Genomic DNA, 16007 nt, shown 5'->3' with positions numbered 1-16007 from the left:
GGCGGCGCAGTACCACACTTATTGTGGCATTGGTATGGGCAGGGCAGCGGCTGCGGCGAAACGCACGGCAGCTGCGGGCAAAGGCAAATCTGCGCCAATCGCCGAAATTGCAGAGAGAGCCGGTGTCAGCCCACCGCGGCGTTCACATGCGGCAACACTTCCACCACGCCGCGATAGACCATGTCGACCGCGACATAGAGGATGATCGCCAGGCCGATATAGGCGATCCAGCGGTGGCGATGCAGCAGCTTGGCGATGAAGCTGGCGGCCAGGCCCATCAAGGCAATCGACAGCACCAGGCCGATGACCAGCACCGGAAAATGATCGCGCGCCGCGCCCGCGACCGCCAGCACATTGTCGAGCGACATCGACACATCGGCGACGACGATCTGTAGCGCCGCCTGGCCAAGCGTCTTGCGCGGCGCTTTGCCGGCCACCGTTCTGTCGTTGTTGAGGTCGGAATCGGACAGCGCCTCGGTCGCCTCCAGCTCATCGGCATGAGACGTGCGCAGCTCGCGATACATCTTCCAGCACACCCACAAAAGCAGGATGCCGCCGGCCAGCAGCAGGCCGACGACCGCCAGCAGCTTGACGGTGATTGCGGCAAAGCCGATGCGCAGCACCGTTGCCGCCAGCACGCCGACGAGAATCGCCTTCTTGCGCTGTTCGGCCGGCAGGCCGGCCGCTGCCAGGCCGATGACGATGGCATTGTCGCCAGCGAGCACAAGGTCGATGGCAATGACCTGGAGCAGGGCGGTCAGGCTGGCAGCGCTGAAAATGTCCATCGACTGGAAGTCCCTTGCTCGTTGGCCGAGTGTGCGTCGTCGGATATCCCGACGCCCTAACGTGGATGCTTCCCGCGCGTCAAGACACCGCCGGGAACAACATCAGCGCATCGGACTTTTGCGGCGGGAAAGCATAGGGTTTACGACGGTCGGCGACAGCGGGTGAAATACCGCACCATCCCGGTAAATCCAGTCGCAGGGATGAATTCTAGTCGTAGAGGTTATATTTCGCCCAGTCGGTTTCCGGAATCTCGTCGCCGATCCGGTAACGGAGCTGCAGCACTTCCATATGGTCCGGCGCCGTCTCGCATTTGAATTTCAGCCGGTACCACTGCCCCTTGCTGCGAAAGGCAGCGCCTGGGCTCTTGATTGCGTCGGCGCCCATTTCAGGCGTCGAAAAGGCGTAGGCGACGACGCGATCGGCTTTGAATTTGCTGTCGTCATGCGTGATCCGATCCAGCACTTCGGCGTCACATCGCTGTTCGAGCCGGGTTTGCGGATCGAGTTTCAGCAGGCCGGCGCGGAGCGCGGCGTCCATCGCGTTGGCTGGCCAAGCCAGCGTCAGCGACGCCAAAGACATAAGGCAGAGCTTTTTCATGGGCGCGAGAAGCAGCATATTTTGTCGGAGAAATCAACTATTGCCGCCCCTCGACACGTCCGATCCGGTCAAACCATCGTGTTCCCTAAGTCATCGAGGCGGGCAGGGACCAAGCTCTCGATCAGATCAAGAAACGGGCACACCAGCACGCGACTTCAACCGGCTGTAGAGCCGGGCAAGCCGCAGGCGGGCAACGGTCAACCCGGCCGCTTTGCCGATGAGCGCGGCGGCGGCGAGGTAGAGCAGGATGCACCACCAGGCGAGGGCGCCGTCGAAGCCCCTGAGCAGCCCGAGCAATACGGATGCGACCAGGACGGCCATGACGGTGACCGAGCCCTGTTCGCATCCGCAGGCGAAGTATGCGCGGTTCAACGCGCGCTCTGTGCCTTCATCGGCGAGTGGCCCAGCCAGCCGGATGCGCCGGATTGCCGGCTTGCCGCTGCGCAGCTGCTCCAGGCTGGCGAGGCTGTCTACGGTGAACTCCATGGTGGTCTTCTCTCCAAAGCGCGACCCACATCAGGGAAAGATCTTGTCGAGCGCTTCGGGCGTGGTGGTGATCCACTGCCACACCGCCTCGGCGTCGGCACGGGTGAAGTTGGCCTCGCCGCTGCCAAAACCGTAATTGCCGATCGTCTCACCCCAGTTGGTGCCCAGCGCCGGCTTCCACATGATCTCGGCCGGGCTGGTGTGCCCGTCATGGTTCAGTCCGACATAGTGCCCGATCTCGTGGATCGCGACATACTGAAAGACGACTTCCGGGAAGCGGTCGCGGAAGGTGGTGCCGGTCGGGCTGCCGTCGCCCAGGGCCGGTCGGAACCATGAAGTCAGGCCGTGCAGACTAGTGCTGACGTAACCGAAATGGGCAATCACCGGCACCACGCGCAGGTCCTCGTCACGGTCGGGGCGGCCCATCAGCCGCAACAGGTCCTGCTGCACGGCATCGTCGTTTTCGTCACTGGCGAGCGGGACGAAGCGGGACTCGGTCACCGCGACCTCGCCGATCGACGGCCAGGTGAAGTTGATGCCGACCTGAAAACCCTTGCGCTGGGCAAGCTCCAGCCGGTTGCGGAATGCGTCGCGCTTGATCGGATACGCGGTGAAGGAGGGCACGGCGCCGGCGCCGAGTTCGATGAAATCGTCGAGGTCGGTCTTCGTCACCGTCGTCCGGGTGCCGGTGTAGACGACTTCGCCCTCGAATTGTTCCCAGGCCGCCTTGCCCTGGCAGTCGGTGAAGCGTCCGGCGACGGCGTAAAGATTGAGCGCGCCGGAACGGTGCAATTCGCGCAGGAACTCGCTGGAGTGGATCGCCATACGGCGAGGGGCCAATTCCATGGGCACGCCGATGGGCGCGCCGCCCAGGCGTGCTCTTTCCTTCGAGCGCGCCAGCCGGTCCGGATCCTTGGCAAGTGCCGCCGACAAGGCGTCGTCGATGATGGTCTCGAGGCCGCGTTTGTCGATCAACTCGCGCGGGCAAACATAAAACACCATGCCGAGCAGGCGCGTGACGCTGGTGATCACCCGCAGCACATTGAAGATGCCGAGCCCTTTCTGGATGCGGCACCAGTCCAGGCTGAGGATGCCGATAGCCAGATCGCGGATGCCTTCGACGGTATCGCGCACCCAGTCGACCACATCGGCCGCCCAGTCCAGCAGGCCTTCGAGGGCACCGAAGATCGCCCCGAAAAAGGCGCAGGCGCCGTCGCCGAAGATGCAGAAGGTGCGGCCCAGCGAGCCCAGGAGGTCGCCGACCTCGTGCAGGATTTCGGCCACGTCGTCGAGCAGCGACACGACCAGCTCGAACACATCGTCGACCGCGTCGACGACGTCGTTGACCAGGTCCCAAAGGGCCGAGAACGCCTTCACCGGATCCTCGAACAGGCAGACGAAGAAGGTGACGAGCCGGGTGATCACCTTCAGCACCAGTTCGACGACGATGCCGACAACCGTGGTGACGATCTTGCAGACCAGGTGCGTGACCCATTTGCCGATGGTGACGACGACCCAGGTGACGACGCGGACCACGACGGTGACCAGCCAGCAGAACCACTTGTTGCAGCAGGCGCACCACCAGTTGCAGTCCTGCTCGCGGCAGCGCTTCTCCTGCTTGCTGACCCAATTCTCAATCGGCTGCTGCACCTGCTCCTCGACCCAGGTGGTCACATTCTCGCAGGCTTCGCGCGCCTGGGTGATGAACCGCTCCACGGGCGTGAGCACATTCTCGGTGATCCATGTCGACACTTCACGGCAGGCCATGACGCTGTCCTCCTTGGCCAGGCCAACCGCTGAAGTCCGATCAGCCTCGGCCTTCATCTGTGACATCCAGGCGATCACGCGTCTGTGAGTTGTTTCTCAATTAGGCATCAGCAGAACCGCGCCGGATTGCCCGAGGACGGGTGCCGGTGCGGCGGGCCGGAATGTCGAATAATTCCGTATTCATAGTTTTGCGCTAATAGATGCGTTCGCGGACCTTGGCTGGTCAGCAGGGGAACATCAGCATGCAGCACAGCGCCACCTTCAACATCTTTCTGCCGGTGGCGCTCGTCATCATCATGCTCGGACTTGGCCTGTCGCTAAAACTCCAGGATTTTTCGCAAGTCCTTTTACGGCCGAAAACCTTGCTAGTCGCCCTTGTCGTGCAGATCCTGGTGCTGCCGGTCGTCTGCTTTGGCATCGTCTCGGTTTCAGCGCTGCCACCGGCCATCTCGGTCGGCATGATGCTGCTCGCGGCCAGCCCTGGCGGGCCGACGGCCGTCCTCTATACCCATCTTGCCAAGGGCGACACGGCGCTCAGCCTGACGCTGACCGCGATCACCTCGCTGGTGGCGCTGGTTTCGGTGCCGCTGATCACCAATTTTTCGCTGCAGCATTTTTATGGCGCCGGACAGATCCTGCCGTTGCCGATCGACAAGTTCCTGCAGTTCTTTGCCATTGTCTTGGTTCCCGCTGCGATCGGAATCGCGGTTCAGCACCGCTATCCAACCCTGGCGGACCGCCTGGAGCGCCCGGTCAAGCTTTTGGCGACGCTTTTCCTGGCGGCAGTCGTCATTTTTGCGGCCGTCAGCCAGTGGGACGTGATCGTCACCTGGGGTCCGGTGGTCGGCCTCGCCGCGCTCGCCTTCAATCTGGCGAGCATGGCGATCGGCTACCTCATACCGCTTCAGCTTCGCCTCGAAAGACGGCAGGCGGTCGCCGTTGCCATGGCGACCGGCATACACAACGCCGCCTTCGTCATCACGCTCGCCCTCAGCGAATTCCTGCTCAACAATGCCGAGATGGGCGTGCCGCCGGCCATCTACGCCCTGATTGCCTACATCACCGCCGCGGCTTTTGTGTTCATGCTGAACAGATCGGCCAGATAGCCCAAGTCTTTGCAGACTGTTTGCCGCGGCGGCGTGGACACGCGATCCTCGTGCGAATGATGATCCAGAAGGCGCTGGAGGGCGCATTGCGCTCTGGAGCAAAACCGCTTGATCAATCTAGAGATTGGGGCAACCGGCACCTGCGATTGAGGTAGGCCAGCCGCGAATCTCCGGGCGGGCCTTCCTCCATAGTTCCTTGATTTCAGCTCGCACCAGGCGATCGGCACAGGGATCTTGCTGTTGTATCGGCGCAAAAGAGGAAATTGCCGGTTACTTCCGTCATTGCAAAGAATCGAAATGGAATTTTTAGCCATTCATTCACGTATGCATGCTCTCTAATAAGCTATGTCATTCAGCGCCTTCACCCGGATCCGGTTTGGCCTGGGCCGCCTAACACGGGCCACGAACGCGAATGTTGCCATCATCTTTGCGTTCACCTTGCCGGTTGTGGTCGGCGCCGCGGGCTTTGGGGTCGAGACCTCCTATTGGTATTACAGCAGCCTCAAACTGCAGGCAGTCGCAGATGCCGCAGCTTATGCTGGCGCCCTGGAAAAGATTTCCGGCTCCAATAAGCCCACGATCGTCTCCGCCGCGACGCTTTCGGCAACGTCCAACGGTTTTGCAACGCCACCAGGGACAATCAGCGTTTTCACACCGCCGTCATCCGGCCCAAACGTTGCAAACAAGGCGGTTGAGGTCATCGTTCACCAGAACCTGGATCGATATTTCACCGCGATATTCAACCAGGGGCCTGTTCCCGAACAGGCCAGAGCGGTGGCTCTCATTACGGATGCTTCAAAAGCCTGCGTACTGGCGCTCAATCCCTCCGCGTCGAAGGCGGCGCTCTTTTCCGGCAGCACAAATGTCAAACTGACAGGCTGTTCCGTCATGTCGGATTCGATAGCCGCGGACGCCATCAAGCTGCAAGGATCGGCAGCTCTGCAGGCGGATTGCCTGATATCGGCAGGCGGCGTCTCTCTGAGCAACCCCGTAACGACCGTCTGCGCCGCGCCGATGACCCAGGCGTTGCCCGCCGCCGATCCTTTCGTCAATTTGCCGACGCCAGCAGCCTCGAACCCCTGTCAGAACACCAAGCCGACGACCCTGCAGCCCGGAACCTACTGCGCCGGACTGAGCTTGAGCGGCAATGTGACACTCAAACCCGGTGTTTACGTCATTCAAGCCGGCGATTTCAAAGTGAACGCGAATGCCCATATTACCGGCAGCGGCGTCACCATCTATCTCTCGGGAAGCTCGCGTGTCAGCATGAACGGCAACGCTTCAATCAAACTCAGCGCACCGACCTCCGGCACCTATTCCGGAGTGCTGCTTTATGGAGACAGGACCAACCTCGGCGGGCAGAACACGATGAATGGAACCGCAGATTCCTTGCTGACCGGCGCTCTCTATTTTCCAACGCAGCAGGTCAATTATCTCGGCAATTTTTCAGGCACGGGTGGTTGCACGCAGGTCGTCGCCGACACGATACAGTGGTCCGGCAGCAGCACCATCAATCAGAACTGCACCGGCCTCGGAATGAAGGACATTCCGGCGACGCAGTCCGTGCGGCTTGTCGAGTAGCATGATGGGCCGTCTTGCCGCCCAGATTTTGCGGAACAAGTCCGGTGTTGCCGCCGTGGAATTGGCGATGGTGCTGCCCATCCTGTGTGTGGTTCTGCTCGGTATCATCGACGGGTGGTCTTTCGTCACGAGTTCATTGTCGATGCGCGCCGGCGTCAAGACGGCGGCAAATCTCCTGATGGCCGGTGCGGCCAACGATCCGGCTACACAAGCGATTGCCCTTTCGAGCTGGGAAAGACATCCCGAAGACGCACAAGTCACGATGGCGCGGCAATATATGTGCGGCAGTACGGTGGTGGATGCGTCAAGCCTCTGCGCCGGGCCGAAAGTGCCGATGATCCTCGTCCAGATAGAAGCGACAGCCACCTGGGCACCACCTTTCGCCTTTGGCGGTTTCATGGATCCCCGCACGATCAGCCATCAAGAGGTGATCCGTGTCCGCTAGACAGACCGCACGTGGATTGCGTCGAGACCGATCCGGCGGAGCGGCGCTGGAGTTTGCGCTGATCGCACCCATTCTGGTGATGCTTTTGTTCGGGATTTTTGCTTTTGGGTGGTCCTTGAATGCGGAGTCCAGCGTTCGCTACACGCTGGAGACGTCCGCACGTGCGCTGCAGATGAAGAATTCGCTTACACAGAGCCAAATTCAAGCTATCGCCACGCAAAAACTGCTGACGTTAGGATTGAAGGATGTCGTGGTCACAGTCGCAATTGATCCCGCCAGCGGAGGTTTCCGCATGGCTCATCTTACCGCCGACTACGCCTATGTGATCGCGTTCCCGTATTTCGATCAATACCCCATTAATTACTCAACAACCGTCACCGTCCCGCTGGTCGCCAGCTAAAGGCACCGCCGGCTTTCGTTGAGTTGGCGGCCGCATAACCCAAAGCTGTCTGGGGTGAAGCGCACTCAGCAGGTGACGAGATCGGTGTGGCCAAAACCCTTGGAGTAGTCGAGCACGGAGATGACAGTAGGCATAACGCGAAATATGCGCACCTGCTCCGGAGTCGGCATCGGACCTGGCAGCGCGACTTGCTCCGGATACTTCAACGGCAGCATCCGCAGGACCTTTCCCGCTTCGGCCCGGTCTGCCACCGCCTGCGCGCGCGCCGCCATGGAAAGCCCGGTGATTTCCATAACCTGTGGCGTGTCGTGATCGATGGTCAAGGACACGCGATCGTCTCGGGCCAAATTCGCGGCCTTCTGACTTTCCAGACCGCAAAGGAAGTAAAGGGTAAGGCCTTCGTTCACATAGCCGACGGTCGTCGCCTGCGGCCAGCCGTCCGGCCTCAGCGTTGCAATTGTCATGATGCGGTGTTGATCCAGCAGCGTCAGGATCTTGTTTCTGACCTCTTCGTTCATCGGTTGTCTCCAAAGTCGATGCCGACCGTGACGCGATAGTAGGAGACTGTCGATCTCCTGACATTGACGCACATCAACGAAGATGGCTCGCAAACGCTTCTCGGCCGCAACGGCTGGTTGCTGCTATGTTCGCGCGATGGGGCCATCGGTTGTCACGAACGTCAGCAAACGGACAGCGACATGGATCGATTGAAACACGGCCAAGGGATCAGTAGCCGACATTGCTCGACTTCGGCCTTTGACTAGGCAGGCGGTATCACGATCACGCCAAGTGCGCTCGTCGCCGGTAGTGCTGAAAGTCCGCATTTGGCGGCGCCAATCGGTTTTGGCGAGCGTACCTGCGCAAACCTTATGCCGCCCCACCGATCGCAGCATTTGCGGTGGATCAATGCTCGCGCCGTCGATTGCCTCCAAAGTGTCGAAGCGCTGGCATGACGGTGGCGCGACCTTGTCGCAACGGAGGCGGAATCTGATGAAGCTCATGGCATCGCTCTGCATGGCCACATACCCGGATGCGAACACAGCAAAGATCGCATCGAATGCAGTCGCACTCGCCAGGAATATCGACGCGACGCTGCATGCCGTTGCCATCAATGTCGACATTCCCGACGTTTCGAACGCGCTCTCAAATTACTTGCTGGACCTTCCCTACAAGATACAAGAGGTCGAGGCGACCAGTCGTAAGCATGGCAAAGAACTGCTCGGGACAATTACCCAAGAGGCCGCGCACGAGGGTGTGACCATCACCACGCAGGAGTTGACCGCACCACCAGCCTTGATGGGCGATGTCGCCGCGAAGCATTCCCGCTATTTCGATCTCTGTCTGGTCGGCTGGGCGCCAACCAACCAGACGGCGCGGATGCTAGCCGAGGCGATACTGTTCGGCTCGGGTCGACCGACCTTGCTTCTTCCCGACTCCACGGACGTTGGGGTGCTTGGACATGTCGTCATCGCCTGGAACGGCAGCCGAGTGGCCGCACGGGCCGTTGCCGACGCGCGGGCCTTTCTTGACCGTGCGTCCATGGTCACCGTTGTGACCGTCACCGACGAAAAGCCGCTTCCGGGACAGGGCATCGGCGAACGCCTTGCGCTGGGCTTGAGGACGCGTGGGCTGGTGGCCAAGGCTGCCTCTATCCGGGCAGGGGACAGTTCGATCGGAACAGCTCTTCAGGAGCATGCTCTCAAGATCGGCGGCGACCTGCTTGTCATGGGCGGATACGGTCACTCCCGCGTCAGGGACTTCGTGCTTGGCGGTGCCACCGAAGGCATTCTCGCGGATCTGCGCCTGCCTGTTCTCTTGTCGCATTAGGTCGGCCCGAGATGAGAGGCGATACGGATCCTATCGTGCGTTTTCACGGCGCAGCCCATGGCGTCACCGGCTCATGTTATGAGATCGAGACGCCGCATTCGCGCATCCTCATCGACTGCGGCCTGTTCCAGGGGTCGAAGTCGGAACGGGAATTGAACTACGGTGCGTTCCCGTTTCCCCCGGACGCGATTGACGCTGTCATCCTGACGCACGCGCATATCGATCACAGCGGCCTTTTGCCGAAACTGGTCAAACACGGCTTTTCTGGTCCCATCCATACGACCCGCGCGACCATCGATCTCTGCTCGGTCATGCTGCCCGACGCGGCGCATATCCAGGAAATGGAGGTCGAGCAACTGAACCGTCGTAACGCGCAGCGCGGGCGCCCGCCCGTCGAGCCGATCTACAGTCAGCAGGATGCGGCCGCGTGCATGACCTTGTTCCGCGCCCTTGAATATGGCGAATGGACCACGGTCGCCGAAGGCCTTCGCGCTCGCTTCTGGAACGCTGGCCACCTGCTTGGTTCGGCGTCGGTGGAGCTCGAGATCGACCGACACGATGCGCCGCTGCGCATCATATTCTCGGGCGACATCGGCCCAGGCCACAAGCTTCTTCAAACCGATCCCGAGGGACCCGCTGGTGTTGACTATCTGATCTGCGAATCGACCTATGGCGACCGCGACCGGCCGGACATTTCGCCCGAACAGCGGCGATCCCAACTCGGCGACATCGTGCGTGACGCCGCCGAGGCGGGCGGCCCCCTCATCATTCCGTCCTTTGCTGTCGAGAGGACGCAAGAACTACTGGTCGATCTGTATTTGCTCATGAAATCGGGGGAGGTGCCGTCTGCCCCGGTCTTCGTCGACTCGCCGCTGGCAACACGCGCCAGTGCGATTTTCGAGCGCCATGCCAACGAGATCGAACAGGGTGACGTACTGCGCCTGGCCCTCAACTCGAAGGAGCTGCGCTTCACCGAGACGGTGGAACAGAGCAAGGCGATCAACCGCCTAACCGGCTTCTTCGTGGTGATCGCCGCCAGCGGCATGTGCGATGCGGGGCGTATCCGCCATCATCTCAAGGCCAATCTCTGGCGCAGGAACGCCACGGTGATGATGGCCGGATATCAGGCCCAAGGGTCGCTCGGAAGGATCCTGCTCGACGGCGCGCAGCGTGTGCGCATCCAGGGCGAGGAAGTCGAGGTCAAGGCACGTATCAGCCTGTTCGACCTCTATTCCGGCCACGCCGACGCCAGCGAACTGGTCGCCTGGCTCAAGGCCCGAACTCCGGTGAGGCAGCAGGTGTTCCTGACGCATGGAGAGGAGGCTGGACTCGGCGGTCTGCGTGGAAGGCTTGCAGGACTGATACCCGACGACAAGATCATCATTCCCAGGCTGGACGATGCTTTCCAATTGACCCCCGGTCGCAGTTTGCCGGTCGAGGTCAACGAGCCCCGCCGTCTGAGGCCGGAAAAGATTGCCCGCCTCGACTGGCACAATGACCTTTCAAAGCTTCTCCTCGACGTAAACGAGGCGGTCAGCGCCGCGGCCGACGAACGGAGTCGAGCAGCGGTGATCAGGCGCATGCGCAGGGCGCTCGAGGACACGGACGCATAGAGACCGCGAAGCGATGGCGCGCGAGCGCGTTGGTGTCCATTCGCTGCAGATCGACGAACACATGCCCATGTCGCAATCTGCGACCGGGCGCCAACAGGGCAATGGGAGCCAGACATGACCGAGCATACGACAATACCAGCTTCCAGTGGCCGGCTGTCAGATCGCGAATTGCACGATATCGACGCCTATTGGCGCGCCGCCAACTATTTGACGATTGGCCAGATCTACCTGCTCGACAATCCACTGCTGCGCGAACCGTTGCGGCTGGAGCACGTCAAGCCGCGCCTGCTTGGCCATTGGGGAACGTCGCCGGGACTGAGCTTCATCTATGCGCACCTCAATCGCGCGATCCGGCTCAGGGACGCAAATGTGATCTATGTCTGCGGTCCCGGCCATGGCGGCCCGGCAATGGTGGCCAATACCTATCTGGAGGGCACCTACAGCGAGCTCAATCCCGACATTGCGATGGACGAGCAGGGGATGCGCAAGCTGTTCCGGCAGTTTTCGTTTCCCGGCGGTATCCCGAGCCATGCAGCACCGGATGTGCCCGGCTCGATCCATGAGGGCGGGGAGTTGGGCTATTCGCTTGCGCATGCCTATGGCGCGGCCTTTGACAATCCGGATCTTGTGGTCGCCTGTGTCGTCGGTGACGGCGAGGCTGAAACGGGACCACTGGCGGCCGCGTGGCATTCCAACAAATTCCTCAACCCCGCGCGCGACGGGGTAGTGCTGCCGATCCTGCATCTGAACGGCTACAAGATCGCCAATCCAACCATTCTGGCGCGCATTCCCGAAGACGAATTGCGCGCGCTGTTTACCGGCTACGGCTACGAGCCGCTGTTCGTGGAAGGCGACGAGCCGGCCCTGATGCATGAGCGGATGGCGGGCGTACTCGACGATGCGTTTGATCGGATCCATTCTATCCAGCATGCCGCACGCAACGGACCTGTGGCGGCCGCGTCGCGACCAAAATGGCCGATGATCGTGCTGAGGAGTCCCAAGGGGTGGACGGGACCGAAAGAGGTCGACGGTCTGAAGACCGAGGGCTTCTGGCGCTCGCATCAGGTTCCCCTATCAGGCCTTGCCGAAAACCCAGCCCATCTCAAGCTGCTCGAGGAATGGCTGAAAAGCTACCGGCCCGAGGAGCTGTTCGACGCCGCAGGCGCTCCTGTCGCCTCGATCCGCGCTACGGCACCCCAGGCGACGAAACGTATGAGCGCCAACCCGCATGCCAATGGCGGCTTGCTGCGCAGGTCTCTCGAACTGCCCGGGTTGCATGATCACGCAATTGCGCTCGAGCACCCCGGCGACGCAAAGGCGGAGTCGACGCGGGTCATGGGCAGTTTCCTGCGGGATGTCATGCAGTTGAACGAGGCATCGAAGAACTTTCGCATCGTCGGCCCCGACGAGACTGCCTCGAACCGCCTTCAGGACGTGTTTGAAGTGACCGAGCGTGGCTGGATGGAAAAGATCCTGCCCGAAGACGTTCATCTTGGGCGCGATGGCCGGGTTCTCGAAATCCTCTCCGAGCACACCTGCCAGGGCTGGCTGGAAGGCTATTTGCTCACCGGGCGCCATGGTCTGTTTTCCTGCTACGAGGCGTTTATCCATATCGTCGATTCCATGTTCAATCAGCACGCGAAATGGCTGGATGCCTGCCGCGATATCCCGTGGCGGCGGCCGATCGCATCGCTGAATTATCTGTTGTCCAGCCATGTCTGGCATCAGGAACACAACGGCTTCAGCCATCAGGACCCTGGCTTCATCGACGTCGCCCTCAACAAGAAGGCCGACATTGTGCGGGTCTACCTGCCACCGGACGCCAACACGTTGCTGTGCGTGACCGACCATGTGCTGCAGACCTGGAACCGCATCAACATAATCGTCGCCGGCAAGCCGCCATCATGGCAGTGGCTGTCGATGGACAGGGCAATCGTTCACTGCAGGGCAGGGATCGGCATCTGGGACTGGGCGTCAACGGACGATGGGGCTGAGCCCGACGTCGTGATGGCTTGCGCTGGCGACGTCCCGACCCTCGAAACGCTGGCGGCAGTGCAGATCCTGAGGCAACAGGTTCCCGATCTCAGGATCAGGGTGGTCAATGTCGTCGACCTGATGACTCTTCAGCCAAAGGAAAATCATCCGCACGGTCTTTCGGATCGCGATTTCGATGCGCTGTTCACCACCGACAAGCCGGTCATCTTTGCCTATCACGGCTATCCCTGGACCATTCATCGCCTGACTTATCGCCGCACCAACCACGACAATATCCATGTGCGCGGCTACAACGAGGAAGGGACGACGACGACACCTTTCGATATGACTGTTCTGAACGGCCTTGACCGCTTCCATCTCATCAAAAGCGTCCTTGACTGGGTTCCGCAACTGAAAAGCGTCCGGGTCGCCTTGAAGCAGGCGATGGAAAGCAAGCTGCTTGAACATCGAGCCTATATTCGCGCCCATGGTCAGGATATGCCGGAGATCCTTGGCTGGAAGTGGGGACAGGATCCTGATGCGGCGCCGAAGCGTCCAGATTGAGCTGATGCCCGTCCACAAGCACATCGGGCGAGAAACATACTGGATGGCTTCATGACCGATGCGATCCTTGTCCTGAACGGTGGTTCTTCCAGCCTGAAGTTCGCCGTCTTCGAAGGGCGTGACGAACTTCCGCTACTGCTGCGCGGCAACGTCTCTTCTCTCGGCCATCAACCGCGGCTGCGAGTCGAGGCCCCGGCCGGCAGGTCCAGGATCGACAGAAGCCTCGGCGACGCACCGATCGATATCGCCAAGGCGTTCGCAGCAGTTGCATCCGTGCTAGCCGAAAGCGGATTGCTGCGTCGCATCGACAGGGTAGGGCACAGGATCGTTCACGGCGGGCGTGACTTCACCGAAGCGACGCGGCTCGACAAACGCACGCTCAAAGCACTGCGCCTGCTCGAGCCGATGGCGCCTATCCATCAACGGATCAATCTCGAGATTGTCGCGATGGCCACGGACCTCTTGCCGCAGGCCCTCCAGATCGGGTGCTTCGACACGGCGTTTCATTCGACCCGGCCGGAGCTTGCCAAAATCTACGGGCTGCCGCGCGCGATGACCGAGGCGGGCATCGTTTCCTACGGGTTTCATGGGCTGTCCTATAGCCATATCGCTTCGAAGCTGCGAGACCGATACGGCGTGGGCGCCGGCGGCCGGACGATCGTCGCCCATCTCGGCAGCGGCGCCAGCCTGTGCGCAATGAGATCAGGGGCAAGTGTCGCCACCACCATGGGGTTTTCGACACTCGATGGTCTCGTTATGAGCACCCGCTGTGGCGCAATCGATCCCGGGGTCATTCTCTATCTTCTGCAGAATCAGAAGCTGTCGCCTAAAGAACTCACTATGCTGCTTTACGAGAGCTCCGGCCTGCTGGGCGTGTCCGGTGTTTCCGGAGATATGCAGACGCTGCTTGGGTCGAACGACCCGGCGGCGGCACAAGCCGTTGACCTCTTCATTTATCGCGTCGGGCGCGAAATAGGCTCTCTGGTAGCCGCGCTCGGAGGGCTCGACACGCTGGTGTTTACCGCCGGAATCGGCGAGCACGCAGCTCAGATTCGGCAGAGGATATGTGTCGAGGCTGGATGGCTTGGCGTCATGGTCGATGATGATCACAATCTGCGTGGCGACGATGTGGTGAGTGCCCCGAATTCGCGGGTCGATGTCCTTGTCATCCCCGCGAATGAAGAAAGCGCGGTGGCTAAGGAGATGCTCATCTTCTGAACCAGATGCGGTTGATCTAGCACTTCGGCCGCTTCATCATGGCGGCCAATCCGCCGATGAACGCCCGCGTGCCGGCGCCAGTTCGAAGCAATGCTCCGATAATCAATCACAAAACCAGCGCTTCGGCCTGTTGACCTGGATCAAGGCAACGAAACTCGACCCGGCTTAGCTTTCTCGTAAATGGAGAAGCTCGCAATGCCTATCGAATCGACCGTAATCATAACCTGTGTAGTCCTCGCATTTGTGTTCTTTTCGGCCGTATTGGCATTTGGACAGATCACTTATAACCGCCCCGCCACGCCAGCCGCTCGCCGGCGAAAGTAAGTTGTGGGGAGGGTGACAAGCAGCACGGTTGGTCGGGCTGCTCGGACCGCGGCAGCTAGGCGGCTGATCGCGCCCCCAGTTCCCGCCGAACCAGGACAAGCGTCGCATCGTCGGGATCGGTCGTGACGGTGAAACCCATATCGCGCTCGACCTCGATCGCAGCGCGGTTTTCACGGCTCTCGATCGATTCGATGGCCTCGAGGCCGAGTTCCTCGGCATATTTGGCGATATAGGCGAGCAGCTCCCAGCCAACGCCCAGATGCTTGCGATCTGCGCGAATGCAAATCGCAACCTCGCCGGTTCGGTCGGCTCGATCGCTTGCCAGCGTCGCTACCGCGATCAGCATCCCCTCGATCGAGAATGCGAGGAAATTATGGATATGGGGGTCGTCTGAGCGTGTCATCGCCACCAGCCGTTCGTGCGAGACGTTCTTCACAGCGCCGAGAAAGCGGAAGCGCAGGTCGTCCGGGGTCACATGGGTGAAGAACTCGGCCAGCGTCGGCTCATCCTGAGCGCGCGCGCGACGCACTTCGAAGCGAAATCCGGTGTGGGTGATAAGTGTGTTGTCCATTGTAGTCTGGTCCTTGAAACCGAGCCGGTGTTGTGGCGTGGTGATGTCTCTTCCGCAGGCGAAGCCCTATTCGCCCATGGTCTGCAACACGTCCTGCTTGAGGATTTCGATGTTGCGCAGGTTAAGCAGGCGGATCACGCCCTTGTCCTTCAGCCGGGTGAAAACCCGCGATACGGTCTCGATGGTGAGGCCGAGATAGTCGCCGATGTCCATGCGTGACATCGGCAGCTCGACCTGCCGCAATCCGCCTTGCCGCTCGGCCATGTCGACCAAGAAGGCGGCGACGCGTTCAATGGCATTCTGGCGGCCGAGAACCAGCAGATGTTCCTGCGCGCGGGTCAAACCCTTCAGCGCCAAGGGCAATAGTTGGCGGGACATGTCCGCCCCGGCGGCGAGCCGAAAGACGCGGACAGCTGTGGCATTGATTGCCTCTGCGAAGAAATGATGCGTTGCGTCTGCCTCGAGCCCGAATGTCTCTCCGGCAAGGTGAAAGGCGCTGATCTGCCGGCGACCGTCGGCAAGCAGACGGTAGATGCGCACGGCACCGAATTCGACCTGATAGAAGGCTCCAGCCTTCTCGCCCTGGGCATAGATTTCAGCGCCGGCGGGAAAAAAGCTTAGCGGCTGCAACGGTGCCGGGTCGAATGCGTTCGGCAGGGTTGGTTGCACAGAAAGCGACGGCAGTGAAATTTTGGAACTCGTGTAGGCGTGCATGGCTGTTTTCCCGGTTGATCCGTGACAAAGCAAT

15 protein-coding genes are annotated in these 16007 nt (G+C 60.8%); 8 read left to right on the top strand and 7 right to left on the bottom strand.

The window, feature by feature from the left end; all coding sequences use genetic code 11:
• Nucleotides 1-125 precede the first annotated feature (125 nt).
• The 4 genes from AC1DXU_RS13115 to AC1DXU_RS13100 form a co-directional block, all read right to left on the bottom strand.
• Nucleotides 126-785, bottom strand: a complete 660-nt coding sequence (locus AC1DXU_RS13115; protein ID WP_477369041.1) for a TerC family protein — start codon at nucleotides 783-785, stop codon at nucleotides 126-128.
• Nucleotides 786-993: 208 nt separating this feature from the next.
• Nucleotides 994-1401, bottom strand: coding sequence for a DUF930 domain-containing protein (locus tag AC1DXU_RS13110; RefSeq protein WP_477369039.1), 408 nt, complete (start codon nucleotides 1399-1401; stop codon nucleotides 994-996).
• Nucleotides 1402-1509: 108 nt separating this feature from the next.
• Nucleotides 1510-1869, bottom strand: a complete 360-nt coding sequence (locus tag AC1DXU_RS13105) for a hypothetical protein (RefSeq protein WP_477369037.1) — start codon at nucleotides 1867-1869, stop codon at nucleotides 1510-1512.
• A 30-nt stretch (nucleotides 1870-1899) separates the two neighbouring features.
• Nucleotides 1900-3693 carry an Rcat domain-containing protein gene (locus AC1DXU_RS13100; RefSeq protein ID WP_477369035.1) on the bottom strand — a complete coding sequence of 598 codons (1794 nt, stop codon included), beginning with the start codon at nucleotides 3691-3693 and terminating at the stop codon, nucleotides 1900-1902.
• Nucleotides 3694-3878: 185 nt separating this feature from the next.
• Here AC1DXU_RS13100 and AC1DXU_RS13095 point away from each other — a divergent pair, with 185 nt between their 5' ends.
• The 4 genes from AC1DXU_RS13095 (at nucleotide 3879) to AC1DXU_RS13080 (ending at nucleotide 7168) form a co-directional block, all read left to right on the top strand.
• Nucleotides 3879-4742 (top strand): bile acid:sodium symporter family protein, encoded by an 864-nt coding sequence (locus AC1DXU_RS13095; RefSeq protein ID WP_477369033.1) that lies wholly within the window; start codon nucleotides 3879-3881, stop codon nucleotides 4740-4742.
• A 345-nt stretch (nucleotides 4743-5087) separates the two neighbouring features.
• The gene (locus tag AC1DXU_RS13090; RefSeq protein ID WP_477369031.1) at nucleotides 5088-6323 is read left to right on the top strand and encodes a pilus assembly protein TadG-related protein; all 1236 of its coding nucleotides are present in this window, start codon (nucleotides 5088-5090) and stop codon (nucleotides 6321-6323) included.
• A 4-nt stretch (nucleotides 6324-6327) separates the two neighbouring features.
• On the top strand, nucleotides 6328-6768 hold the full coding sequence (locus AC1DXU_RS13085) for a TadE/TadG family type IV pilus assembly protein (protein WP_477369029.1): 441 nt from the start codon (nucleotides 6328-6330) through the stop codon (nucleotides 6766-6768).
• Nucleotides 6758-7168 carry a TadE/TadG family type IV pilus assembly protein gene (locus AC1DXU_RS13080; protein WP_477369027.1) on the top strand — a complete coding sequence of 137 codons (411 nt, stop codon included), beginning with the start codon at nucleotides 6758-6760 and terminating at the stop codon, nucleotides 7166-7168. Before AC1DXU_RS13085 ends, AC1DXU_RS13080 begins: the two co-directional genes overlap by 11 nt.
• A 65-nt stretch (nucleotides 7169-7233) precedes the next feature.
• On the opposite strand, the gene AC1DXU_RS13075 is transcribed toward AC1DXU_RS13080, so the two are convergent.
• Nucleotides 7234-7686, bottom strand: a complete 453-nt coding sequence (locus AC1DXU_RS13075) for a pyridoxamine 5'-phosphate oxidase family protein (protein ID WP_477369025.1) — start codon at nucleotides 7684-7686, stop codon at nucleotides 7234-7236.
• A gap of 472 nt (nucleotides 7687-8158) precedes the next feature.
• On the opposite strand from AC1DXU_RS13075, the gene AC1DXU_RS13070 reads away from it, so the two are divergent.
• The 4 genes from AC1DXU_RS13070 (at nucleotide 8159) to AC1DXU_RS13055 (ending at nucleotide 14364) form a co-directional block, all read left to right on the top strand.
• On the top strand, nucleotides 8159-8995 hold the full coding sequence (locus AC1DXU_RS13070; protein WP_477369023.1) for a universal stress protein: 837 nt from the start codon (nucleotides 8159-8161) through the stop codon (nucleotides 8993-8995).
• Between the two features lie 11 nt (nucleotides 8996-9006).
• Entirely contained in the window at nucleotides 9007-10608 is a 1602-nt protein-coding gene (locus tag AC1DXU_RS13065) for an MBL fold metallo-hydrolase (RefSeq protein WP_477369021.1), read from the top strand.
• 114 nt (nucleotides 10609-10722) lie between these two features.
• Complete coding sequence (locus AC1DXU_RS13060; RefSeq protein ID WP_477314802.1) at nucleotides 10723-13146, top strand: phosphoketolase family protein; 2424 nt, start codon at nucleotides 10723-10725, stop codon at nucleotides 13144-13146.
• Nucleotides 13147-13197: 51 nt separating this feature from the next.
• Nucleotides 13198-14364: an acetate/propionate family kinase gene (locus tag AC1DXU_RS13055; RefSeq protein WP_477369019.1), complete on the top strand. Its 1167-nt coding sequence runs from the start codon at nucleotides 13198-13200 to the stop codon at nucleotides 14362-14364.
• Between the two features lie 379 nt (nucleotides 14365-14743).
• On the opposite strand, the gene AC1DXU_RS13050 is transcribed toward AC1DXU_RS13055, so the two are convergent.
• Both AC1DXU_RS13050 and AC1DXU_RS13045 read right to left on the bottom strand, forming a co-directional pair.
• Nucleotides 14744-15259, bottom strand: coding sequence for an N-acetyltransferase family protein (locus AC1DXU_RS13050; RefSeq protein WP_477369017.1), 516 nt, complete (start codon nucleotides 15257-15259; stop codon nucleotides 14744-14746).
• 66 nt (nucleotides 15260-15325) lie between these two features.
• Nucleotides 15326-15973 carry a helix-turn-helix domain-containing protein gene (locus AC1DXU_RS13045; RefSeq protein WP_477369015.1) on the bottom strand — a complete coding sequence of 216 codons (648 nt, stop codon included), beginning with the start codon at nucleotides 15971-15973 and terminating at the stop codon, nucleotides 15326-15328.
• Nucleotides 15974-16007 lie beyond the last annotated feature (34 nt).

Source organism: Mesorhizobium sp. P3_A10, from assembly GCF_056403175.1.
This window is presented reverse-complemented; position numbering and strand designations above follow the sequence as displayed.

Coding starts and splice junctions, on each gene's coding strand:
- AC1DXU_RS13115 (WP_477369041.1), bottom strand. CDS start 785: ATGGACATTTTCAGCGCTGCCAGCCTGACCGCCCTGCTCCAGGTCATT.
- AC1DXU_RS13110 (WP_477369039.1), bottom strand. CDS start 1,401: ATGCTGCTTCTCGCGCCCATGAAAAAGCTCTGCCTTATGTCTTTGGCG.
- AC1DXU_RS13105 (WP_477369037.1), bottom strand. CDS start 1,869: ATGGAGTTCACCGTAGACAGCCTCGCCAGCCTGGAGCAGCTGCGCAGC.
- AC1DXU_RS13100 (WP_477369035.1), bottom strand. CDS start 3,693: ATGAAGGCCGAGGCTGATCGGACTTCAGCGGTTGGCCTGGCCAAGGAG.
- AC1DXU_RS13095 (WP_477369033.1), top strand. CDS start 3,879: ATGCAGCACAGCGCCACCTTCAACATCTTTCTGCCGGTGGCGCTCGTC.
- AC1DXU_RS13090 (WP_477369031.1), top strand. CDS start 5,088: ATGTCATTCAGCGCCTTCACCCGGATCCGGTTTGGCCTGGGCCGCCTA.
- AC1DXU_RS13085 (WP_477369029.1), top strand. CDS start 6,328: ATGGGCCGTCTTGCCGCCCAGATTTTGCGGAACAAGTCCGGTGTTGCC.
- AC1DXU_RS13075 (WP_477369025.1), bottom strand. CDS start 7,686: ATGAACGAAGAGGTCAGAAACAAGATCCTGACGCTGCTGGATCAACAC.
- AC1DXU_RS13070 (WP_477369023.1), top strand. CDS start 8,159: ATGAAGCTCATGGCATCGCTCTGCATGGCCACATACCCGGATGCGAAC.
- AC1DXU_RS13065 (WP_477369021.1), top strand. CDS start 9,007: ATGAGAGGCGATACGGATCCTATCGTGCGTTTTCACGGCGCAGCCCAT.
- AC1DXU_RS13060 (WP_477314802.1), top strand. CDS start 10,723: ATGACCGAGCATACGACAATACCAGCTTCCAGTGGCCGGCTGTCAGAT.
- AC1DXU_RS13055 (WP_477369019.1), top strand. CDS start 13,198: ATGACCGATGCGATCCTTGTCCTGAACGGTGGTTCTTCCAGCCTGAAG.
- AC1DXU_RS13050 (WP_477369017.1), bottom strand. CDS start 15,259: ATGGACAACACACTTATCACCCACACCGGATTTCGCTTCGAAGTGCGT.
- AC1DXU_RS13045 (WP_477369015.1), bottom strand. CDS start 15,973: ATGCACGCCTACACGAGTTCCAAAATTTCACTGCCGTCGCTTTCTGTG.